This window comes from Spirillospora sp. NPDC000708, from assembly GCF_040299565.1.
In the GTDB taxonomy this organism is placed as follows: Bacteria; Actinomycetota; Actinomycetes; order Streptosporangiales; family Streptosporangiaceae; genus Spirillospora.
Window position 1 is genome coordinate 13,727 of sequence record NZ_JBEPCJ010000056.1, and the last position, 21,644, is coordinate 35,370.

The 21,644-nt window shown below is 74.4% G+C and carries 20 protein-coding genes; 7 read left to right on the top strand and 13 right to left on the bottom strand.

Features of this window, described 5'->3' with window-relative positions; genetic code table 11:
- Window positions 1–3: 3 nt before the first annotated feature.
- The 7 genes from ABT299_RS32455 to ABT299_RS32485 form a co-directional block, all read right to left on the bottom strand.
- Window positions 4–945, bottom strand: coding sequence for a catechol 2,3-dioxygenase (locus tag ABT299_RS32455; protein ID WP_500253063.1), 942 nt, complete (start codon window positions 943–945; stop codon window positions 4–6).
- Window positions 942–1,994 (bottom strand): 4-oxalomesaconate tautomerase, encoded by a 1,053-nt coding sequence (locus ABT299_RS32460; protein ID WP_500253064.1) that lies wholly within the window; start codon window positions 1,992–1,994, stop codon window positions 942–944. Before ABT299_RS32460 ends, ABT299_RS32455 begins: the two co-directional genes overlap by 4 nt.
- Window positions 1,991–2,689, bottom strand: a complete 699-nt coding sequence (locus ABT299_RS32465) for a 4-carboxy-4-hydroxy-2-oxoadipate aldolase/oxaloacetate decarboxylase (protein ID WP_190867489.1) — start codon at window positions 2,687–2,689, stop codon at window positions 1,991–1,993. Before ABT299_RS32465 ends, ABT299_RS32460 begins: the two co-directional genes overlap by 4 nt.
- Entirely contained in the window at window positions 2,686–3,423 is a 738-nt protein-coding gene (locus tag ABT299_RS32470; RefSeq protein WP_387027018.1) for a PIG-L deacetylase family protein, read from the bottom strand. Before ABT299_RS32470 ends, ABT299_RS32465 begins: the two co-directional genes overlap by 4 nt.
- Before the next feature lie 133 nt (window positions 3,424–3,556).
- Window positions 3,557–5,338, bottom strand: a complete 1,782-nt coding sequence (locus ABT299_RS32475) for an ABC transporter ATP-binding protein (RefSeq protein WP_500253065.1) — start codon at window positions 5,336–5,338, stop codon at window positions 3,557–3,559.
- Between the two features lie 346 nt (window positions 5,339–5,684).
- The gene (locus tag ABT299_RS32480) at window positions 5,685–6,656 is read right to left on the bottom strand and encodes an ornithine cyclodeaminase family protein (protein ID WP_500253066.1); all 972 of its coding nucleotides are present in this window, start codon (window positions 6,654–6,656) and stop codon (window positions 5,685–5,687) included.
- Window positions 6,649–7,413, bottom strand: coding sequence for an IclR family transcriptional regulator (locus tag ABT299_RS32485; protein ID WP_500253067.1), 765 nt, complete (start codon window positions 7,411–7,413; stop codon window positions 6,649–6,651). Before ABT299_RS32485 ends, ABT299_RS32480 begins: the two co-directional genes overlap by 8 nt.
- A 155-nt stretch (window positions 7,414–7,568) precedes the next feature.
- Here ABT299_RS32485 and ABT299_RS32490 point away from each other — a divergent pair, with 155 nt between their 5' ends.
- Both ABT299_RS32490 and ABT299_RS32495 read left to right on the top strand, forming a co-directional pair.
- Complete coding sequence (locus tag ABT299_RS32490; protein WP_500253068.1) at window positions 7,569–8,984, top strand: amidohydrolase family protein; 1,416 nt, start codon at window positions 7,569–7,571, stop codon at window positions 8,982–8,984.
- Window positions 8,974–10,050, top strand: a complete 1,077-nt coding sequence (locus ABT299_RS32495; RefSeq protein ID WP_500253069.1) for a dipeptidase — start codon at window positions 8,974–8,976, stop codon at window positions 10,048–10,050. The genes ABT299_RS32490 and ABT299_RS32495 overlap by 11 nt, the downstream gene beginning before the upstream one ends.
- Window positions 10,051–10,081: 31 nt before the next feature.
- Here the strand turns inward: ABT299_RS32495 and ABT299_RS32500 are convergent, their stop codons facing one another.
- Window positions 10,082–10,699 (bottom strand): TetR/AcrR family transcriptional regulator, encoded by a 618-nt coding sequence (locus ABT299_RS32500; protein WP_500253070.1) that lies wholly within the window; start codon window positions 10,697–10,699, stop codon window positions 10,082–10,084.
- A gap of 95 nt (window positions 10,700–10,794) precedes the next feature.
- Here ABT299_RS32500 and ABT299_RS32505 point away from each other — a divergent pair, with 95 nt between their 5' ends.
- A complete protein-coding gene (locus ABT299_RS32505; protein WP_500253071.1) occupies window positions 10,795–11,799 on the top strand; it encodes an oxygenase MpaB family protein in 1,005 nt (334 codons plus the stop codon).
- Between the two features lie 30 nt (window positions 11,800–11,829).
- Here the strand turns inward: ABT299_RS32505 and ABT299_RS32510 are convergent, their stop codons facing one another.
- A complete protein-coding gene (locus tag ABT299_RS32510) occupies window positions 11,830–13,299 on the bottom strand; it encodes an MFS transporter (RefSeq protein ID WP_500253072.1) in 1,470 nt (489 codons plus the stop codon).
- 135 nt (window positions 13,300–13,434) lie between these two features.
- Here ABT299_RS32510 and ABT299_RS32515 point away from each other — a divergent pair, with 135 nt between their 5' ends.
- The 3 genes from ABT299_RS32515 to ABT299_RS32525 are packed head-to-tail and all read left to right on the top strand — an operon-like array spanning window position 13,435 to window position 15,664.
- Window positions 13,435–14,121 carry a TetR/AcrR family transcriptional regulator gene (locus ABT299_RS32515; RefSeq protein ID WP_500253073.1) on the top strand — a complete coding sequence of 229 codons (687 nt, stop codon included), beginning with the start codon at window positions 13,435–13,437 and terminating at the stop codon, window positions 14,119–14,121.
- Window positions 14,118–14,324 carry a ferredoxin gene (locus ABT299_RS32520; RefSeq protein WP_190867476.1) on the top strand — a complete coding sequence of 69 codons (207 nt, stop codon included), beginning with the start codon at window positions 14,118–14,120 and terminating at the stop codon, window positions 14,322–14,324. The genes ABT299_RS32515 and ABT299_RS32520 overlap by 4 nt, the downstream gene beginning before the upstream one ends.
- Window positions 14,321–15,664 (top strand): cytochrome P450, encoded by a 1,344-nt coding sequence (locus ABT299_RS32525; RefSeq protein WP_206700335.1) that lies wholly within the window; start codon window positions 14,321–14,323, stop codon window positions 15,662–15,664. Before ABT299_RS32520 ends, ABT299_RS32525 begins: the two co-directional genes overlap by 4 nt.
- 84 nt (window positions 15,665–15,748) lie before the next feature.
- Here ABT299_RS32525 and ABT299_RS32530 read toward each other — a convergent pair whose 3' ends face one another.
- From ABT299_RS32530 to ABT299_RS32545, 4 genes are all read right to left on the bottom strand, one after another.
- Window positions 15,749–16,108 (bottom strand): STAS domain-containing protein, encoded by a 360-nt coding sequence (locus ABT299_RS32530; RefSeq protein WP_190867474.1) that lies wholly within the window; start codon window positions 16,106–16,108, stop codon window positions 15,749–15,751.
- A 40-nt stretch (window positions 16,109–16,148) separates the two neighbouring features.
- A complete protein-coding gene (locus ABT299_RS32535) occupies window positions 16,149–17,177 on the bottom strand; it encodes an SDR family oxidoreductase (RefSeq protein WP_190867472.1) in 1,029 nt (342 codons plus the stop codon).
- Window positions 17,178–17,310: 133 nt separating this feature from the next.
- The gene (locus ABT299_RS32540; protein WP_500253074.1) at window positions 17,311–18,519 is read right to left on the bottom strand and encodes a PAS domain-containing sensor histidine kinase; all 1,209 of its coding nucleotides are present in this window, start codon (window positions 18,517–18,519) and stop codon (window positions 17,311–17,313) included.
- 68 nt (window positions 18,520–18,587) lie between these two features.
- Entirely contained in the window at window positions 18,588–20,645 is a 2,058-nt protein-coding gene (locus tag ABT299_RS32545) for a phosphatase PAP2 family protein (protein WP_206700334.1), read from the bottom strand.
- A gap of 141 nt (window positions 20,646–20,786) precedes the next feature.
- Between ABT299_RS32545 and hpnC the strand changes: the two genes are divergently transcribed.
- Complete coding sequence (hpnC, locus tag ABT299_RS32550) at window positions 20,787–21,644, top strand: squalene synthase HpnC (protein WP_500253075.1); 858 nt, start codon at window positions 20,787–20,789, stop codon at window positions 21,642–21,644.

Below are 21,644 nucleotides of genomic sequence, written 5' to 3' on the forward strand. Positions count from 1 at the left end.
GGGTCAGAGGGGCGGGGTGCCGTGGGTGTGGAAGGACTCGATGGTCTTCAGGCCCCACGCCTGGCCCTTGGCGCGCTCCGCCTCCGTCCAGGTGATCGGCTTCCAGTCGGGCGCCAGGACCAGCCGCGCGCACGGGTTGCACAGCTCGATCCGGTTGCCGCCCGGCTCGTAGACGTACAGGAAGAACGTCTGCTGGATCGCGTGCTTGTGCGGCCCCGTCTCGATGAAGACGCCGTGGTCGAGGAAGATGTCGGCGGCGCGGAGGATGTCCTCGCGGGTGTCGGTGGCGAAGGCGATGTGGTGCAGCCGCCCGTTGGCGCCCGTCCGGTCGCGGGTGTAGACGATGTCGTAGGACTTGTTGGTGAAGTGCAGCCAGCGCCCGGCGATGTCCCCGCTGTCGAGCCGGATCTGCTCGGTGGTGCGCCCGCCGAGCGTCTCCATCAGGAACTCGGTGCTCGGCTCGACCTCGGCGGACAGGAAGTTCACGTGGTCGAGGCGGCGGACGCACACGCCGCGCGCCGGGTACGCCTGCGCCTGGTTCTTCAGCGACGGCCGCAGCTCCGGCGGCGCCTCGTACCACTCGCTCTCCCAGTACAGCTCCAGCTCGTGGCCGTCGGGGTCGCGGAACACGTACGTCGGGCCGAGGCCGGGGTCGCCGTCGCGCCAGCCGACCCCGAGCCCCGCCTCCTCGATCGCCTTGACGCGCCGTTCGAGGGCCTCCTGCGACCAGGTCCGCAGCGCGGTCCGGCGGATGCCGGACGTGCTGTGCGCGGTGAGCTTGACGGTGTGGTGCTCGTAGTCGTCCCACGTGCGCAGGTACACCGAGTCGCCTTCGGAGCCGACCTCCGTCAGGCCCATGACGCGGGTGAAGAACCGCAGGCTCTCGTCCGGGACGGGCGTCAGCAGCTCGACGCTCCCGACGTGCGCGATCTCATGCGTGATCAAAGGGACCTCCGGGGGAAGACGGTTCCGTCGAAGAGCTTGCGGGCGGTGCGGACGACGCTGGAGCGGCGCACGGACGCGCCGTCGAGCTCGACCGCGACGTCCAGCCGGCCGGTGGGGTGCTCGATGCCCATCGGCGCGCCCGGCGCCGGGAGGTCGGCGAGGTCGTGGCCGACCGCGCCGTCCATCAGCAGCGCGGTCGCCACGGAGACGGCGCCCAGCACGCCGATCGAGGCGTGCACGCGCAGCGGGATGAAGGTCCGGGTGCAGACGGCGCCGCCGTCGCGGGGCGGCGCGACGAGCGTGGTCTTCGGGACGGACGCGTCCGAGACGTCGCCGAGCCCCATCAGCCTCCCGGCGGCCAGCCGCAGCGACTGGATCCGGTCGCGCAGCCGGGCGAGGTCGGCGGGGTCCTCGTAGCCGGTGACCCCGAGATCGGACGCGGCGGCGACCACGACCGGCATCCCGTTGTCGACGCACGTGACCTCGACGCCGTCGACGACGTCCCGGACGTTCCCGGTCGGCAGCAGCGCCCCGCACGCCGACCCCTCGGTGTCCTCGAAGTCCAGGACGACCGGGGCGGCGGTGCCGGGCACCCCCGAGATCGCGGTGTCCCCGTCGTAGTCGACGGCGCCGCCGGGCGTCGCGAACGTCGCGGTCGCGACGCTGTCGGAGTTGACCATCCGGATCCGCACGCCGCTGCGGTCGGGGCCGGCCGCGACGAGGCCGCGCTCGACCGCGAACGGGCCGATCCCGGCGAGCAGGTTGCCGCAGTTCTGCCGGTCGGAGACGGTCGGCTCCCCGACGCCGAGCTGCAGGAACAGGTAGTCGACGTCGACGTCCGGCCGCCGCGAGGGGGAGACCACCGCGACCTTGCTGGTCAGCGGGTGCGCGCCGCCGATCCCGTCGATCTGCCGGGGGTCGGGCGTGCCCATGACCCGCAGTAGCAGCTCGTCGCGCTCGGCGGGGTCGGCGGGCAGATCGCCGGCGAGGAAGTAGGCGCCCTTGGACGTCCCGCCCCGCATCATCATGCAGCGGATCCCGGTGCTCATGACTCGCCGTACTCGCTGTAGGGGACGTACTCGACGCCCATCCCGGGCAGCCGGTCGCGCAGCCCGTAGCGGTCGAGCCCGAGTTCGCCCTTCTGGAACGCCGCGCGGGTCGCCTGCTCCTTCTCCTCACGCGCGCGCGCCGCCTCCACCGCGCCGGCGACCTGCTCGCGCGGGACGCGCACCACGCCGTCGTCGTCGGCGAGGATCGCGTCCCCCGCCCTGACGACCTGCCCGCCGATGGTCACCGGCACGTTGACCGCGCCCGGCGTCGCCTTCACCGTGCCCTGCGCGCTGACCGCCGCCGACCACACTGGGAAGCCCATCGCGTGCAGGGCGGCGACATCCCGCACCCCGGCGCCGATCACCAGCCCGCGCACGCCGCGGAACTGCAGCGCCGTCGCGAACAGCTCGCCGAACATCCCGTCGGTGGACGGCGACGTCGTCGCCACCACCAGCACGTCGCCGGGACGGCACTGCTCGACCGCGACATGGATCATCAGGTTGTCGCCCGGCCATGACAGCACCGTGACGGCCGTCCCCGCGATCCGCGACCCGAGGTGCACCGGGCGGATCGCGGGGCCGAGGTAGCCGGTCCGCCCCATCGCCTCGTGCACGGTCGCGACGCCGAAGCCGCCCAGCGCGTCGACCGCCGCGGCGTCCGCGCGCGGCGGGTCCGTCACCACCACGGTCCTCACGCCAGCACCCCCGTCGTCTGCGGGTACACGCGCACGTACGCCTCGGCCATCGTCTCGTGGGGCAGGCCCAGGTTCGGGCCCGCGTTCCGCTTCAGCTGGACGCCGCGCCGCTTCGCCAGGTCGGTGTAGTACTCCCACATGTGCACCTGCGCGGGCAGGCACTCCATCGCCTTGCGCTTGCGCTCGAAGACCGGCGTGATGTCGAGCAGGACGTCCGGCTTGAAGTCGCACTGCTCCGGCTGGTGCGGCTCGAAGAGGAACACCGGCGGCGCGCCCAGCGGCTCGCCCGGCGCGTCGTACCCGATGGCCTGCGCGAGGACGCGCGCCTGCATCGCCATCCGCGCCGCCGCCGGGTGGTCGCCGTTGTACGGGTCGGCGAGCGTGTGCGTCAGCACCACCGCGGGCTCGACCTCCCGGTACACCCGGACGAGGCGGTCCACCAGCTCGGGTGTCTCCCGCAGCGGGTAGTCGCCGGCGTCCAGGAACTCGATCTCGGCGCCCAGCTCGGCCGCGGCGGCCTCCGCCTCGCCCCGCCGCAGCGCCTTGATCTCGTCGAGGCCCTTGCCCTCGCGCCACGCCCGCGCGGACTCGCCGCGCTCGCCGTAGCTCAGGCACACGACCTTCGCCCGGTCCCCGCGCTCGGCGGCCAGCGCGATCGCCCCGGCCGCCCGCCAGACGAAGTCACCGGCGTGCGCGCTGACGACGAGCAGCGGGCCGCCGGTATCGGTGCTCATTCGGATTTCCTCCATCGACATGCGGGACCGACCCCCGGACCAGGGCCGGCCACCACGATCCTGGAACCTGTCGCCGAAATTGTCAACAATTCTGGCGCTTATCGTGGCGAGGCGCCGGGGGGACGGCGCCCGGTCAGGCGGGACGGCGGTCGAGCGCCTCGGCGCCGGCGTCGTCGTCGGTGAGGAATCCGCCGGACTGGTGGTGCCACAGCCGGGCGTACGCGCCGTCCGCCTGGAGCAGCTCCCGGTGCGAGCCCTGCTCCAGGACGCGGCCCCGGTCGAGGACGACCAGCCGGTCCATCCGGACGACCGTGCTCAGGCGGTGCGCGACGACCAGGGCGGTGCGGTCGCGCATCAGGTGCCACAGGGCCTCCTGGACGAGGATCTCGCTCTCGGAGTCGAGGGCGCTGGTGGCCTCGTCCAGCAGCAGAATCGGCGCGTCCCGGAGGATGGCGCGGGCGAGCGCGACGCGCTGCCGCTGCCCGCCGGAGAGCTTGACGCCGCGCTCGCCGACCAGGGTGCCGAGCCCGTCCGGCAGGCCGTCGGTGAACTCGGTGACGTGCGCCGCCCGCGCGGCCCGCAGGATCTCGTCCTCGGTGGCGCCCGGCCGGGCGAAGGCGATGTTGTCGCGCACCGACCGGTGGAACATCGCGGGCTCCTGCGGCACGTACGCGATCAGGGCGCGCAGGTCGCTCTGGCGCAGCCGCGCGATGTCCTGGCCGCCGACCAGGATGCGTCCCCCGTCGACGTCCATCAGGCGCAGCAGCAGCCGGGTCAGGGTGGTCTTGCCGCCGCCGGACCGTCCGACGAGCCCGATCCTGGAGCCTCCCGGGATCTCCAGGTCCAGCCCGTCGAACAGGGGCGGGCCGTCGCCGTGCGCGAAGCGCACCCGCTCGAAGCGGACCGAGGCGTCGGCCAGCGCCGGCGGCTCCGGATCGGGCGGGTCGACGACGGCCGGCGGCGCCAGGAGCAGCTCGGTGAACTGCGCGGCCTCGGTGAGCGTGCTCTCGATCCGCCGGTAGACCTGGTTGAACTCGAACATGATCCGGGTGGCGTTGGTGTAGTAGGTGAACGTCACCACGACGGCCTCCACCCCGAGCCCGCCGCGCAGCGCGACCGCGGCCAGCAGGCCGAGGACGCCGGTCAGGATCGACATCGGCGCGACGATCATGTCCACCCGCAGGTTGGCGTAGTCCCACGAGCGCAGCGACAGCCGGCGCTGCTCGACGACGCGGGTCCGGTACTCCGCGGCCTCCCGCTCCTCGGCGGCGAACGCGCGGACCGTCTCCATGTTCGTCACCACGTCGGCGACATGGCCCGACACCCGCACCTTGGCGGCCTCGCGCGCGTCCACCAGCGCCTGCCGGCGGCGGATGAGCGGCGCGACGAGCAGGCCGGTCAGGACGATCATGCCGAGGAGCACGACGACCAGCAGCGGGTGGTACCGCCACAGGACCACCGAGGCGAACGACAGCGGGATCACGTTGGCCATGATCGAGAACGCGAGCGTGTCGGCGAAGTCCTCGAACCCGCTGGAGAAGTTGAGGATCCGCTTGGTGAGCGCGCCGGCGAAGTTGTCGTGGAAGAAGGCGGTCTCCTTGGCGAGCAGCTCGTCCATGCCGACGATGCCGAGCCATTCGATGCCCCGCCCGTCCGTCCGGTTGAGGCAGTGCAGGCCGGCCCGCCAGAACGCCTCGCCCGCCGCCATCAGGCCGGTGAAACCGAGCAGGTAGGGGAGCATCGCGCCGAGCGTGCCGTCCCCGCCGCCCGCCAGGTGTCCGATCAGGGCGGCCACCACCAGCGGCGTGAGGTAGTACAGGCAGGTGTTCCCGAGGGCGGGGAAGACCATCGCCGGTATCGAGACCCGCCAGTTCCGGCGCAGGACGGCGGTGTAGTACCGCAACGCCAGCAGCACCGCCCGCCTGCGAGGTGCCCGTCCGTCCTGAAGACCATCCCGTGCATCCGCCAGAACCACGCGCCCTCCCCACGCCGCCGCGGACTTCATGCTGCCCCGAACCCTCCGGGACGGGCCATCGCATTTCCGGGTGCGGCGTGCGCCGTGGGGAGCCGCGTTCCGAAAACGAGGAGGAGCGCGTCCGGCGCACGTCGAAAGCGGGGGAGAGGGGCGCCGCGCCGTCCTTCCGCGCGGCGCCGGTGGCGGACGAGCGACCCCGAAACGGGACGACTGTTTTCCGCCGGCCGCACATCCGAATGTGGCCGAGCAGGCGGCGCCGCGCCTGAGGCGGGCGGCCTGCGCCCCGCTAGAGGTCGACGGCGATGCCCAGCCCGCGCTCGCGGGCCGCGCGGTACACCACGGAGGCCGCCGCGACGTCGAGGGCGGCGTGGCCGGTCGACTTGAAGAGCGTCAGCTCCGACGCCGAACGGCGGCCGGGACGCCTCCCCGCGAGGACGTCGCCGATGAGCCGGGCGCGCGCCGGATCGATGCCCTGCAGCTCCCAGGCTCCGGCCGGAGGCGGCTCGGTCACGGCGCCGGGCCACTCGACGAACAGCGACGCGTCCTCCAGCGTCCCGGCGTCGAACTCCGGGCCGTCGGAGCCGCCGACCGAGCTGAGGTGGGCCCCGTCGCGCAGCCACGAGCGCCGGAGGACCGGTTCCCGGGTGGACGTGCAGCAGAAGACGACGTCCGCCGACCGGACCGCCGCCTCGACGCCGGCCGCCGCCGCTCCCGCGGCCGGCCGCTCGGGCAGCTGCGCGACGAGCCGCTCGGCCTTGGCCGGGTCGCACGCGCCGACCACGAGCTCCACGCCGTCCATCGCCGCGATCAGCGCGATCTGCGCGCGCGCCTGCGTCCCGGTGCCGATCACGGCGATCCGGGACGCGCCGGGGCGGGCGAGCGCGCGCATGGCGACCGTCGCGGCGGCCGCCGTCCGCACGGCGGTGACCGCCTCGGCGTCCATGACGGCGAGCGGCCGCCCGGTCTCGGCGTCGAAGTGCGCGACGATGCCGAGGTGGGAGCCGTGCTCGCCCGGCGCGGCGCCGGGGAAGACCGACACGAGCTTCGCCGACAGCCCCAGCCCGGGCACGTGGCCCGGCATCGCGCCCAGCAGGCCGCGCCCCGAGCGGGCGGCGACGCGCGGCGGCGCGGAGACCTCGCCGGCCGCGACGGCGATGAGGGCGGTGCGCACCGCCTCCGCCACCGCCTCCGGACGCGCGGCCTCCCGGGTCCGGCCCCGGTCGAGGATCAGGACGCCGACGCCCGCGGGGTCACTCACGGCCGGCCCCGGAGCCCGGACCGGCCAGCGCGCGCCCCAGCTCCGCCGCGGCCGCGGACAGGTGCTCCCGCAGCACGGCCTGCGTCGGATCGTCGAACTCGCCGTCCAGGCCGACGACCGTGATCGCGCACAGCGGCCGGCCGTTGCCGGCGAGGACCGCGCGGCTCAGCGACGCGATCACCTCCTCGTTGCGCCCGCGCTGCAGCGCGAAGCCGGTGCGCCGGGTCCGCTCGATGTCCTCCAGCAGCGCGGCGAGGCCCTCCGGCGGGTGCCCCTGCCGCTCGGCGGCGCGCAGGTACGGGAGCCGGGCCGCCTCGTCGAGCGCGGAGACGAGGGCCAGGGGCCCGGCGAACGTGTGGACCGGCAGCAGCTCGCCGAGCAGGTCGGTGAACATCGCCAGCCGCGGCGGGCGGACGGCGTCGATCACGCGGCCGCCCTCCGGTTCTAGCACCTGGAGGTTCACCATCATCCCCGTCCGGTCCGACAGCGCCTGGAGCACGGGGCGGCCGAGCACGGCCAGCGAGCCCGCGGCGGCGGCCTGGGAGAACCGCAGGACGGCCGGGCCCGGCAGGTAGCGGTCCTCGCTGCGCAGGACCCAGCCGCGCCTCACCAGGTCCACCAGGATGCGGTAGGCGGTGGCGCGGTGCATCCCCGTCTCGCTCGCCAGCTCGCTCAGGCGGAGCGGGCGGTCGGCCCGCACGGTGGACTCGATGAGGTCCAGGGCCTTGTCGACGGCGGAGCCGCCCGGTCTGGACAACGTCCCTCCACGGTTCGCTGGACGGATGACCGATCTTCGGGCACCCTAACAGACGTTGCCAGCTTCACAACAGTTGTTACGGTGTATGTAACATCCCTGGTCAAGGGCGGATTTTCCGGCCCTCCAGGATCGAGAACGGAGACCGCGCGATCGCCATGACGGACCAGGACGAGCCCCCGGTCGCGGAGAACGACCCGGCCCCCACCCCCTTCGCCGCGCCCGGGCCGGGCCGCGTGACGGCCTACCGGGGCGTGTCGCTGATCGACGGGACCGGCGCCCCCGTCCGGCACGGCATGGCGGTGGTGACGGACGGCCCGGTGATCGAGGCGGTGGTCCCCGACGCCGACCTCGGCCCGTCGGGCCCGCCCGGCGCCGAGACGGTCGACGCGCGGGGAAGGTTCCTGCTCCCCGGCCTGGTCGACGCCCACCAGCACCTGTCGACCCCGCCGAACCGCGCCCAGGCCGAGGCGATGATGCGGCGGCAGGTCTACGGCGGCGTCACCGCGATCCGCGAGATGGCCGGCGACCTGCGGCAGATGGCCGACCTCGCGCGCGCCGCGCTCGTCGGCGAGATCCCCGGCCCGGACGTCCACTGCGCGGCGCTGATGGCGGGCCCGGGGTTCTTCGACGACCCCCGCACCCACCAGGTGACGCAGGGGGCGGCGCCCGGCGCCGTGCCCTGGATGCGGGCGGTCGACGAGGGGACCGACCTGCGGCTCGCCGTCGCCGCCGCGCGCGGCACCGGCGCCGTCGCGATCAAGATCTACGCCGACCTCGACGCCTCGCTGGTCCGCCGGATCGCCGCGGAGGCGCACCATCAGGGGATGCTGGTGTGGGCGCACGCGGCCGTGTTCCCCGCGATGCCCGGCGAGGTCGTCGCGGCGGGCGTGGACGTGGTGTCCCACGTCCACATGCTCGTCCACGAACTCTCCGGTGACCGGCCCGTGTCGTACCGGCGGCAGCGCGAGCACCTCGCGGACGCCTACCGGCGCTTCCTCGACGCGCCCGAGGACGCCCTGGACCCGCTGTTCGAGGACATGCGGCGCCGCGGGACGGTCCTCGACGCGACCGCGAGCCTCGTGGCCCGGATGCCGTCGAGCGCCCCCGGCGCGGCCGAACTCGCCCCGCGCGTGCTGCGGCGGCTGATCGGCCGGGCGCGCCGCGCGGGCGTCACGATCTGCGCCGGCACCGACTACGAGACGTCGCCCCGCGACCGGTTCCCGTCGCTCCACGACGAGCTCCGCTACCTCGTCCGCTCGATGGGGATGGCGCCGCACGAGGCGATCCGCGCGGCCACCGCCGCGGGCGCCGCCGCGATCGGGCTCCAGGACACGGTCGGCACCGTCGAGCCGGGCAAGCGGGCCGACTTCGTCATCGTCGACGCGGACCCGTACGAGGACATCGACCACCTCCGCCGCATCGTCACCACGGTCAAGCGCGGCCGGCGCCACGACCGTGCCGACTACGACCGTGCCGACTACCACCGTGCCGACTACGACCGCTCGGACCACGACGCCCAGGCGGCCGGCACCGGCGCCGGCACCGGGAAGGGAGCGCCCGATGGGCGTTGACATCGAGGACTTCGTCGTCATCAACGCGCTCGGCGAGCTGGACGACCCCAACGCGCCCACGTCGGCAGCCGCCTCCGGACAGCTCGCCCCGACCAGCGCCCAGCTGACGATCAACGAGCGCGCCCTGGCCGACGCGCGCGCCTCCGGCGTCACCGCGATCAACGTGACGCTGGGCTACACGCTCGGCGACTTCCCGCCCTACCGGCACACCCTCGACGAGATCCGGACGTGGGACGCGATCATCGCCGCCCGTCCGGGCGACCTGATGCGGATCGGCACCGCCGCCGACATCGCCGAGGCCAAGCGGTCCGGCAGGATCGGCATCATCTACGGGTTCCAGAACGCCGCAGCCGTGGAGGACCGCCCCGAGCGGGTGGCCGAGTTCGCCCGCCTGGGCGTGCGGGTCGTCCAGCTGACCTACAACCAGGCGAACCGGATCGGCGACGGCTCGATGGCGCCCGGGAACCGCGGCCTCACGCCGCTCGGGCGCGAGGTCGTCGAGGCCCTCAACGAGCGGCGCGTCATGGTGGACCTCTCGCACAGCGGCGAGCGGACGTGCCTGGAGGCCGCGCGCGTGTCCGCCCAGCCCGTCTCGATCAACCACACGGGCTGCCGCGCCCTCGTCGACCTGCCCCGCAACAAGACCGATGAGGAGCTGCGGCTCGTCGCCTCGCGGGGCGGGTTCGTCGGCGTCTACTTCATGCCGTTCGTCAACGCCTCCGGCCACGCCACGGCCGCGGACGTGGTCGAGCACATCGCGCACGCGGTCGACGTCTGCGGCGAGGACCACGTCGGCATCGGCACCGACGGCGCGATCACCGCGATCGACGACCTGGACGCCTACCGGGAGCGGCTCGCCGAGCAGGTGGCGCGGCGGCGGGCGGCCGGCGCGTCCGCGGCGGGCGAGCGCGCCGACACCCTCCCGTTCGTCGCCGACCTGCGCGGCGTCGACCAGTTCCGCGAGCTGGCGCGGCTGCTGGAGCGGCGCGGCTACTCCTCGACCCGGATCGAGAAGATCCTCGGCCTGAACTTCCTGAACTACGCGAAGGCGGTCTGGGGGGCCTGACGCCCGCCGGGCCGCGCGCGGCGCGGCCCGGCTAGACGGCGCCGTGCAGGGCGAGGGAGAGCGTCACGGCGCCGTCGACGACGGCGTCGAGGTCGGTGCCGAGCCGGCCGTCGGCCCACTGCTGGGCGAGCTCGGTCATGGCGCCGGTGAACATGGTGGCGGCGATGACGACGGGGAGCGGCGGGTCCTGGTCGCGGGTCATCGCGAGGACGCCCTCCAGCAGCGCGGTCTGCGCGGCGCGGCGGCGGGCGGCGAGGATCTCGTTGCCGCGCGCCTCGGCGAACAGCACGCGCCCGCGGCCCGGGTCGTCGCTGATGAACCGCAGGACGGCGCGGATGCCGGCGCGGGTGCGCGCGTCGGGGCGCGGGCCGGCGTCCTCGACCGCGCGGGCGAGGACGTCGCCGAGCGCGGTGGCCTGCTGGTCGTACACGGCCGCGAGCAGCTCGGCGGTGTCGGCGAAGTTCTCGTAGAAGTAGCGCGTGTGCAGCTCCGCCTCGCGGCACACCGCGCGGACGGCCAGGGCGGCCTCGCCGCCCGCGGTGAACAGCCGGTACGCGGCCCGGACGAGCATGTCGCGCCGCTCGTCCCGGCGCCGGGCGGCGGGGACCCCGGCCCACCGGGTGTTCGCGGCCGTCCGGGCGTTCGCCATGGCGGTCACGATACCAAGTCTGGACACGCATGTACCCAGACACTTACGCTGGAGTCTGGACACAGTTGTATCCAGACTCTGACGGGAGCGCCGGGATGGCACCCAGGACGAACATCCTCGCGGCACGATTCGAGCGGGCCTTCGACACCGAGATCCGGTCCCGGTTCTTCCGGGGCCTGGAGTTCGCCGGACCCGAGGGCGACCCGGGCTGGTTCGGCCCGGACAGCGCGGTCTGGTACGTCCACTCGCACCTGCCGACCCTGGTCCTCGGCCTGGTCGGCGCCGCCTACATCGAGGGCCTCGACCCCAGCATCAGCTGGATGGCCTACGACCACTCCCGCATCCCCGAGCGGGTGGACGGCGTCCCGACCGGCGGCATCGACCCGGAGGGCGCCGCCGTCCGGCTCGGCCACTCGCTGTCGTTCTTCATCGGCACCGCCTACGGCTCCACCAAGACCGCCGAGCGGCTCGCGCGCACGGTCCGCGCGATGCACCACACCGTGAAGGGCACCCGCCCGGACGGCCTGCCGTACGACGCCGACGACCCCGACTGGCTGCGCTGGAACTACGCCACCGTCGTGTGGGGCCTCGCGACGGCCCACGAGCGCTACCACCGCAAGCCGCTGCGCGGCGCCGACCTGGAGCGCTACTACGGCGAGTTCGTTCGGGTGGGGGAGGCGCTGGGCGGCACCGACCTGCCCGCCACGAAGGCGGACGTCGCCGAGTGCCTGGAGTCCTACCTGCCGCGCCTGGCCATCACGCCGATCAAGGCGTTCGGGACCGGCCCGAACCTGCGTGGCAACGGCACAAAGCCGTGGGAGCCCGGCAGCCCCTTCATGGACTGGGCTGCCCGCGACATGCTCCCCGAATGGGCGCAGAAGCTGGCCCTCTACCAGCGGCCGAACCCGCTGGTGCTGCGCATGCGGCGCGGCGCCCTCTGGCTCGCGCTCAACGGGCTGTACGACGCGACCGGCCCGCTGCCGGAGTTCCGGCAGGCCGAGGCGCGGGTCGCCGGCGGCGCCTCCGCGCCCGTCGCGGTGACGGCGCCGTCCGCGCCCGACCCCGAGCTGACCCGCGAGGAGGTGGAGGCCATCGCCTAGCGGGAGCGCTCGCCTAGGGGGAGCGCTCGCCTAGCGGGAGCGCTCCGCGCGGCGGGTGCCGAGGCAGGCCAGCACGGCGAGCGCGGACAGCGCCGCCATGCAGGCCAGCGCGTACCGGTAGCCGAGGACGAGCTGCTGGACGCCCTGCCCCGACACCCGCGACAGGTCCCCGGCGAAGACGTGCGCGCGCAGCGCGGCCGGCACCGGGCCCGCGATGATCGAGAAGGCCAGGGCGGTGCTCACCACGATGCCGGTGTTCTGCACCATCAGCCGCATCGCGTTGACCACGCCGAGCCGGTGCGACGGCAGGCCGCTCAGCAGTGCCGTCGCGTTGGAGGGCAGGAACGCGCCCGACCCGGCGCCCAGCAGCATCAGGCCCGCCGCGACCGGCGCGTACGGGACGTCCCGCCCGATCGCCGCCAGCAGTTCGAGCAGCCCGAGCGTCGTCAGCGCGGCGGCGAGCACCGTCATGGTCCGGGCGCCGACGCGGTTCTCGAGGAAGCCCGCGCCGGTGGACGCCAGGACCGCGACCGCCGACATCGGCAGCACCTTGAGCCCGGCCGTGACGGGGTCGTCGCCCTGCACGGACTGGAAGAACAGCGCGAGCAGCACGACCGCGCCCATCCGCGCGGTCGCGTTGAGGAACGTGGCGAGCAGGCCGAGCGCGAACGGCGCGTCCCGGAACAGGGCGATGTCGACGACCGGGCGGGAGGAGCGGCGCTCGACGGTGAGGAAGACGGGCAGCAGCACCGCGAACACGGCGACGCCGCCGATGACGACCGGGCTGCCCCATCCCCGCTCGTTGACCTGCGACAGCCCGAACAGCAGGCCGCCGAGCCCGGCGAGGACGAGCACGTTGCCGGGCACGTCGACGCCGCGCTCGCGCGAGGCCGCCTCCACGGGCCGCAGCGCGACGGCGCCCCAGACCAGGCACAGCACGCCGAACGGGACGTTGTACCAGAACACCCAGCGCCAGCCGAAGGCGTCGGTGAGGTAGCCGCCGAGTGTGGGCCCGGCCAGCTGCGCGATGGAGAACGAGGCGGTGTAGACGCCCATGGCGCGGCCGAGCCGCTCGCGCGGGAACGCGTCGGTGACGATGGCGGCGCTGTTGGCCAGCAGCATCGCGCCGCCCGCGGCCTGCAGGACGCGCAGGCCCACGACCGTCCAGGCGGTCGGGGCGAAGCCGAGCAGCAGGCTCGCGAGGGTGTAGGCGCCGAGGCCGGACAGGTACATCGCGCGGCGGCCGAACATGTCGGCGAACCGTCCGAACACCACGATGAGGACGGTGTTGGCCAGCAGGAACGCCAGCAGCATCCAGTTCGCGGCGAGCGGCCCGGCGTGGAAGTGCCGCACGACCGAGGGGAGCGCGACGTTGAGGGTGTTGCCGCCGAGCCCGGTCAGCACGCTCGCCATGCTCACCGCGGACAGCGTCCACCAGGGGTCGCCGGGCCGCCCGGCGGCGGGCTCCGGGCACCGGACGGCGGGCGTCGTCCCGGTCACGCGGGCGCGCCGGCATCGCCCATGCGGGCCTCCCGACCGACGAGAGAACGACCTCTTTCTAGATGTTGATACTAGAACTCGATTCGAGAATCCAGCCCTTGACGGTACTGAATGAACGGTCTTTTAATTCCGTCCATGGGCCGGATCGCGGGCGTCACGGCGGCCGAGACGCGGGACCGGCTGCTGCGCGCGGCGGCCGGCGTCTTCGCCGAGCGCGGCTACGACGGCACGCGCGTCGCCGACATCGCGGCCGCCGCCGGGGTCAGCAACGGCGCGCTGTACGCCCACTTCGGCTCGAAGGGCGAGCTCCTGGTGGCGGCGCTGCGCGCGCACGGCCGGCAGATGCTGGCCGAGCTCGTCGCCGCCGACCCCGAACGCCCGATCACCGAGTCGCTGCTGATCATCGGCCGGTGGCTGCCGCGCCGCCGGGACGCGCGCGGCCACCTCGTCGTCGAGGCGCTCGTGGCGGCCCGCCGCGACGCCGACGTGGCCCGGCCGATGCACGACTACATGGGCGAGCGCGCCGCCGTGCTGGAGGAACTGGTGCGCGCGGCGCAGGCCGGCGGGGAGATGGACGGCGCGCTCTCGCCCGAGGCCGTCGCGCACTTCTGCCTGCTGCTGGCGATGGGCAGCGTGCTGGTCCCGCCGGAGATGCACGGGGTCGGCGACGAGGAGTGGTCCGCGCTGCTGACCCGCGTCGTGGCGGCCTTCGCACCGGCCGGTCCCGCACCGGCCGGTCCCGCGCCGGCCCGTCCCGCGCAGGCCCGCCCCGAGCCGGGGGAGCCGGCCGGTCCCGAAGCGGAGACAGGAGGAACGCGATGAAGGTGCGGATCGATCCCGGGCGCTGCCAGGGGCACGGCCGCTGCTACGACCTGGCCCCCGGCCTGTTCGGCGAGGACGACGAGGGCTACGGCACCGTCCTCGCCGACGGGACCGTCCCGGCGGACGGGGAGCAGGACGCGCGCCGCGCGGCGGCCAACTGCCCCGAGCGCGCGATCACCGTCGTGAAGGAGGCGGAGGCATGACCACCGACCGCGAGCCGGTCATCGACCGAGAGCCGGCCACCGGCGGCGCGCCGGCGACCGGCGCACCGGCGACCGAGGACGACCGCTTCACCCAGGGCTTCGAGGAGATGCGCGAGAGCCGGCCGCTCGGCACGCGCAACGAGGTCGTCACCGGTCCGGTGGCGGACTGGGCGACCGACTTCTCCCACATGGAGCCCGAATGGGCGGCCGACCCCTACCCGATCCAGGACGACCTGCGGCGGCGCTGCCCGATCGCGCACACCGGCCGGTTCGGCGGCGGCTGGCTGCCGACCCGCTACGAGGACGTCAGCGCGATCGCCTACGACACCGAGCGCTTCTCGTCCCGGTCGATCGTGATGAGCAACTTCCGGCCACCGCTGGAGGCGGCGCCGGTGGGCGGGGTGCCGCCGATCTCGTCCGACCCGCCGTTCCACCACGACGCGCGCAAGCTGCTGCTGCCGGCCTTCACCAAGACGGCCGTCTCCCGGCTGGAACCGGCGACCCGCGCGTTCTGCCACGCGCTCCTCGACGGCCTGGAGGGGGACGGCGTCGTCGACGCGGCCCGCGACTACGCCCAGCACATCCCGATGCGGGTGATCGCGGACATGCTCGGGTTCCCGCCGGAGGACGGCCCGAAGTTCCGCGAGTTCGTCGAGAACGCGCTGGAGGGCGTCAACCGGCCGCCCGACGAGCGCATCGCGCGGATGGAGAAGCTGTTCGACTACCTCCTCGACCAGATCCGCGACCACGTCGACCGCCCGCGCGACGACCTCACCACGTACCTGATCAACGCCGAGCTGTACGGCCGCAAGCTCGACCCGTCGCACGTCTCGGGGACGATGGCGCTGCTGCTGATCGCGGGCATCGACACCACGTGGAGCGCGATCGGCGCGTCGCTGTGGCATCTGGCGAAGACTCCGGCGGACCGGGAGCGGCTGGTCGCCGAGCCGGAGCTGCTGCCGACGGCGATGGAGGAGTTCCTGCGCGCCTACGCGCCGGTGACGATGGCGCGGCTGGTGAAGCAGGACATGCACTGGCGCGGCGCCGACATGAAGGCCGAGGACTGGATCCTGCTGTCGTTCCCCGCCGCCAACCGCGACCCCGAGCAGTTCGACCGCGCCGGGGAGGTCGTCATCGACCGCGAGGTCAACCGGCACGCCGCGTTCGGCCTCGGCATCCACCGCTGCGTCGGCTCGCACCTGGCCCGCATGGAGCTGCGCGTCGCCCTGGAGGTCTGGCTCGAACGGTTCCCGCGCTTCACCCTCGACGATCCGTCGGCGGTGACGTGGTCCGCCGGGCAGGTCCGCGGCCCCCGCACCCTGCCCCTCCGCATCGGCTGACCGTCCCGCCGCCCGGGCGCGGCCGCCCGCCGCGCCCGGTCACGGTCACCGGGGCCCGCCCGCCCGGCCGGGTCGCCCGCCCGGTCACACGGGTTCGGGCGGCTCGTCGCGGATGTCGAAGACGCGCTCCAGCCCGGTGACCCGCAGCACGTTGCGGACGCGCTCGGTCGGGCGCACCAGCACGAACCGGCCCTGCAGGGCGGCGATCCGCTTGCTCGCCCGGATCAGGACGTTCAGCCCCGACGAGTCGCAGAACGTCATGCGGGTGACGTCCACGACGATCCGCGGCCGCTCCTCCGCGCCGATCGCCTTCGACAGATGCTCGTCCAGCGTCCCGGCGGTGCCGAGGTCCAGCTCGCCCTCGACCGTCACCACCGTCCAGCCCTCGTGCTCGGCGACGTCGAAACTCGCGCCGCCGCGCTGCGCGCCTTCAGCGGCCCCCATGCGCTCAACCTCCGATCCCTTCCCCCGGCACCCTAGGGGATCAGCGGCGCAGCAGCCTGGCGGCGCCCACGGCCGCCCCTGTGGCGGCCGCGCCCGCCGTCGCCGCGCCGACCAGGTACTTGTGCTTCGCAGCCCACAGCTGAGGGCTGCGCGGATGGGCCTCCTCATCGAACCGGCCGTGCGCGCCGAAGTCGCGGCCTCCGGTGCCGTCGACGGGCTCCCACAGGTTCGCGGGCTGGTCCGGCGGGCGCCGCTGCCCGGTCTGCTGCGACGAGAACGCGGTCCTCGCCAGGTAGCGGTCGAGCACCCCCGCCGCGAACTTGTTCGCGATCAGCGTGCCGACCGTGCTCCCGCCGACCCAGTACTCCCGGCGCCGCGGATGCTCCGCCGCGTACAGCAGGGCGTCCGCCGCGATCTCCGGCTGGTAGATGGGCGGGACCGGCTGCGCGCGGCGCGGCAGCCGCGACAGCACCCAGCTGAACTGCGGGGTGTTGACGCCCGGCATCTCCACCATGGTCACCTTCACGCCGGGGCACGCGTGCAGCAGCTCGGCCCGCAGCGAGTCGTGGAGGCCCTGGACGGCGTGCTTGGCGCCGCAGTACCCGCTCTGCAGCGGGATCCCGCGGTAGGCGAGCGCCGACCCGCACTGGACGATCACGCCGCGCCCGCGCGGCATCATCCGCTTGAGCGCCGCCCGGGTGCCGTTGGCGTAGCCGAGGTAGGTGACCTCGGTGATGCGCTTGAACTCGTCGGGCTCGATCTCCCAGAACGGCGCGAACACCGAGGAGAACGCCACGTTCACCCACACGTCGATGGGCCCGAGCTCCTCCTCGACGCGCCGGGCCGCCGCCTCCACCCGGCCGTCGTCGGCGACGTCCACGCTGATCGGCAGCGCGCGCCCGCCGGCCTTCACGACGTCCTCGGCGGCGCCGTCCAGGCCCTCCTCGCCGCGCGCCAGCAGCGCGACCCCGGCGCCGCGCCCGCCGAACGCCCGGGCGGCCGCGCGGCCGATGCCCCCGCTGGCGCCGGTGATCACCACGACGCTGCCCTCGTCGATCCCGTACTTCATCGCCGTCCTCCCACCGGCTCGGTCAAGGAGGAGTGCCCGCACAGACGCGTCCGTAACGCGGCATGATCCCGCGTTCGTCCCGACCCGTACTCTCGCGGGCGCGGGGCTCGCGGGCCGCCGCTGCGGGCCGCCACTACGAGCCGCACAAGGGGAGGCGCAGGACCATGCAGGTGCCGGACGGCCGGTCGGCGACGGCCAGGGTCCCCCGGTGGGCGACGGCGACCTGACGGGCGATCGCGAGCCCCAGGCCGGTGCCCTCCGGCTCGCCGGCGCGCGCGTCCGGGCGGCGGTAGAACCGGCGGAAGATCGCCTCCCGCTCCTCCGGCGGGATGCCCGGCCCGTCGTCGACGACCCGGAGGACCGCCTGGCCGCCCTCCCGGGCGAGCAGCACCTCGACCCGGCTCGCCGCGTGCCGCTCGGCGTTGGACACCAGGTTGCGCAGCAGCCGCGCCAGCCGGACGGCCGACCCCTCCACCTCCACGCCGGACTCCAAGCGCGCCGTGAGGGCGACACCGGGCTCGCGGCCGGCCAGCTCGTCCTCCACGAGCCGGGTCAGGTCCACGGTGCCGGTCCTGATCGGCACGCCCGCCTCCAGCCGGGCCAGCTCCAGCAGGTCCGAGACGATGTCGCCGAGCCGCTCGGCGTCGTCCAGCGCGGCGTGCAGGATCGCGCGCGAGTCGGACTCCGGGTCCGCGAGCGCGAGCTGCAGCCGGGTCTGCAGCCCGGTGAGCGGCCCGCGCAGGTCGTGCGAGGTGTCCGCGACGGCCTGCTGCTGCCGCCGCAGGGCGTCGCGCATCGCCGCCGCGGCCCGGTGCTCGTCCTGCCGGGCCCGGTGCAGCCGGTCGTTGACCTCCTGCAGTTCGCGCGTCCGGGCGAACAGCTCCGCCTCGACGCCCTCCACCTGGGCCTCGGGCGACGGCGCCTCCCCCGACCGCGCGGCGCGCAGCTGCATGATGTAGGAGGTCACCTCCTCCACCCGGTGCAGGAGGGCGGTGACCGTGCCGTCCGGACCGAGCAGCGGCGCGTTCCGGATGCTCCAGTACCGCTCCTGGTACAGCCCCGGCCGGTCGGCGGCCTCGACGTCGTAACGCTGCAGCGGCATGATGTCGGTCTCGCGCTCCGCCACCACCCGTTCCAGGGACGCCCGCACCTGGGCCACGCCCTGCCCGGCCGGGCCGCCGGGGAACACCTCGTAGAAGGGACGGCCGATCAGCTGCTCGCGGGAACGCCCCGCGAGCCGCTCGTAGGCGCAGTTGACCATCACGTACCGCAGATCGGGCGTGAACACCGCGCAGCCGACGGGCAACGCGTCGAAGACCGCCGACAGGTCGATCTCGGCCATCCCCCATACCTATCCATTCAGGGCAAACGGCCGGGAAGCCCCGGGCATCCCGGCCGCAAAACCCCGTCTCAGCCGGGGACGGACGGCCCGCGGCCGCGGCGGGCCGCCGGGGCGTCGGCGGCCTCCGGCTCCGGCGCCTCCGCGGCGCCCAGCTCCTCGATCACGTCGCGCATGGCCCCGCACAGCGCGTCCATGTCGGCCACCAGCGTCGCCTCCGCGCTGACGCCCATGTTCAGCATCCCGGTCCAGCCGAGGGCACCGACCGCGAGCGGCGCGCCCGGCCCGGTCGGGACGATCGGGTGCGCCACGATCAGCGGGGCGCCGGCCAGCCGCGCCGGCGTGTTCGCGCCGGGGAGGTTCGTGGCGATCGCCTGGAACGTCCGGCCGCCGTACACGGCCCGCGCGAACGCGTCGTGCAGCACCGGCGGCAGCGCCCGGGACGCCCGCTGCATCACGAAGGCCGACGCCAGCGCCCGGGTGCCGGACCGCAGCCGCCGCGTCGCCGCGGCCAGCGTGCGCAGCCGCTCCACCTCCGGCATCGGCCCGTACGGCAGGTCCACCATGACCGCCGAGGTGTGGTTGCCCTCGGGCGGCACCACGGGCCCGCCCGTCATCAGCGGCACCGCGACCCGCAGGACGCGCCCGCCCTCCGGCCCGCCCACGGGCGGCCCGACCCGGCGCAGGCCGCCGGCCAGCGCGCACAGCACCACGTCCGTCACCCGCACGCGGTGCTTGCGGGCGAGGTCGCGGACCGCCGGCATCGGCAGGCGGAACGTGCCGAACGCCCGCTCCGCGGTGCCGGTCGAGGGCAGCCGCGTCCGCTGCCGCGACTCCGTCGCCAGCTGGGCGATCCCGGCGGCCGTGCCCAGCGCGCGGCGCGTCGCCGACGGCCCGGCGCCCGCGGCCGGCAGCGCGTCCGGGGGCGTCAGCATCCGCAGCACGTGCGTGATCACGCCCATGCCGTCGGCGACGACATGGTGCATCAGGAAGATCACCGCCGACCGGTCGGGGGCGTAGCCGCGCACCAGGATCATCCGCCACATCGGCCGGTCGCGCGGCAGCGGCTCGCTCTGCAGCGCGCCGACGAGCGCGTTGAGCCCCGCGTCGCCGTCCTCCGCGAGCACCGCCTCGCGCACGTGCCAGTCCCAGTCGATCACCGGGTGCTCGACCCAGCGGCGCCGCCGCAGCCGCGACGGCGGGGACAGCCGCTGGCCCAGCCGGGGCAGCTCGTCCAGCCTCCCGCGCAGCGTCGCGATCATGTCCTCGCGGCTCGGCGACCCGTCCGGCGCGTCGAGCAGGATCAGCCCGCCGACGTGCTGCGGCGTCCGGTCCGACTCCACCGCCAGGAAGAACGCGTCCTCGGGCGGGACGATCGGGGCCCGCGGCCGGCCGGTGTCCCGGTCGGTGACGAGGTAGGCGACCCAGACGACGGCCAGCGCGCCCGCCGCGTCCAGCAGGTAGTGGTTGGCGGTCGCCATGATGACGTAGAGCGTCACGAAGACGTGCAGGACGCTGGCCGCCTGCAGCCACCGCCGCACCGACAGCCGCGCCAGCTCGACGCTCACCCACAGCGCCCACGCGACGTGCAGCGACGGCATGGCCGCGAGCCGGTCGGCGTGGTCGACGACCGGGCTGCCCCACGACCCCCACGTGCCGTGCGTCAGGACGGTGTCCACGTACCCGAGGCCGGGCAGCAGGCGCGGCGGCGCCACCGGCCACAGCGCGAAGCAGAGCGCGCCGATCACGTTGATCAGCGCGAAGGCGTTGCGGGCGACGCGGTACCGGCCCGGCCGGCGGCGGTACAGCCAGGCCAGCACCCACAAGGTGGTGATCAGGTAGACGGTGGCGTACTCGTAGTTCGCGACGACGGCGACGGAGCGGTGCGCGGCGAGCCAGTCGTTGAGCGGCCGCTCTGCGGCGATGTGCAGCGTCCGTTCGAGGTCGTGGATCCGCCGGCCGTGGTCGGCGGCGGCGGCGTGCCGGTCGCCGACGGGGACGGCCGCGGCGACGGCGTAGAGAGCGAAGAGCGACAGCCCGTACGCGAGTTCGCGGGCGAGCGGAGGGCGGCGGCCCGATGGCCCGGAGGGGAGCGCGGAGGAGACGGAGGGGTCGGTCTCAGGTGTCACCAACCTCTTCTAACCCAAAAACTTGGTTTATACACATATATATGATCGGTTTCGCGTTTACCCGTCGATCAACAGGGTTATGGGGACCATTGCGACCGGCAGAGCGCCGCCCCGCCCCGCGCGCCGCCCCCGAAGGAAACGATGTCCATCAGCGAGCGCTTATGGAACGAGACCCACGAACGCCAGATCAGGAACCGGCTGCAGGCCAGGGAGAACTTCCCGGTGGCCGCCCGTTTCCTTCCCGCCCGGCACCGGGCCCACCTCCTCGACGTCTACGGCTACGCCCGGCTCGTCGACGACATCGGCGACGAGGCCCCGCCGGATGAGCGCGCCGGCCTGCTCGACCTCGTCGACCGCGACCTCGACCGGATCTACGCGGGCGCCGTCCCCGAGATCCCCCTCATGCGCGCGCTGGCCCGCACCGTCCACGAATGCCGGATCCCCGAGGAGCCTTTCCGGCGACTAGTGCGGGCAAACCGCCAAGACCAGGTCGTCACCCGCTACGGGACGTTCGACGAGCTGCTCGACTACTGCACCCTGTCGGCGGACCCCGTCGGGCACATCGTCCTGCACGTGTTCGGAGCCGCCACCCCGGCGCGGCTCCGCCTCTCCGACCGGATCTGCTCCGCGCTGCAGGTCATCGAGCACTGCCAGGACGTCGGCGAGGACCACCGCAACGGCCGGGTCTACCTGCCGGCGGACGACCTGCGCCGGTTCGGCTGCACCGGGGACGACTTCCGCGCCGCGGTCACTCCGACGCGCCTGCGCGGTGTCATCGCACTTCAGGCGGGAAGGGCAGGACGACTGCTCGCCGAAGGCGCGCCTCTCGTCCGGACCCTGCCGGGGTTCGCGCGCGCCGCCGTGGCCGGGTACGCGGCGGGCGGGCTCGCCGCCCTCGCCGCGCTGGACCGCCGCGCCTACGACGTCCTGGCCGGCCCGCCACGCCCGGGGAAGACGCGGCTGCTCGCCGAGTGGTCGCGGATGTTGGGAAGGAGATGA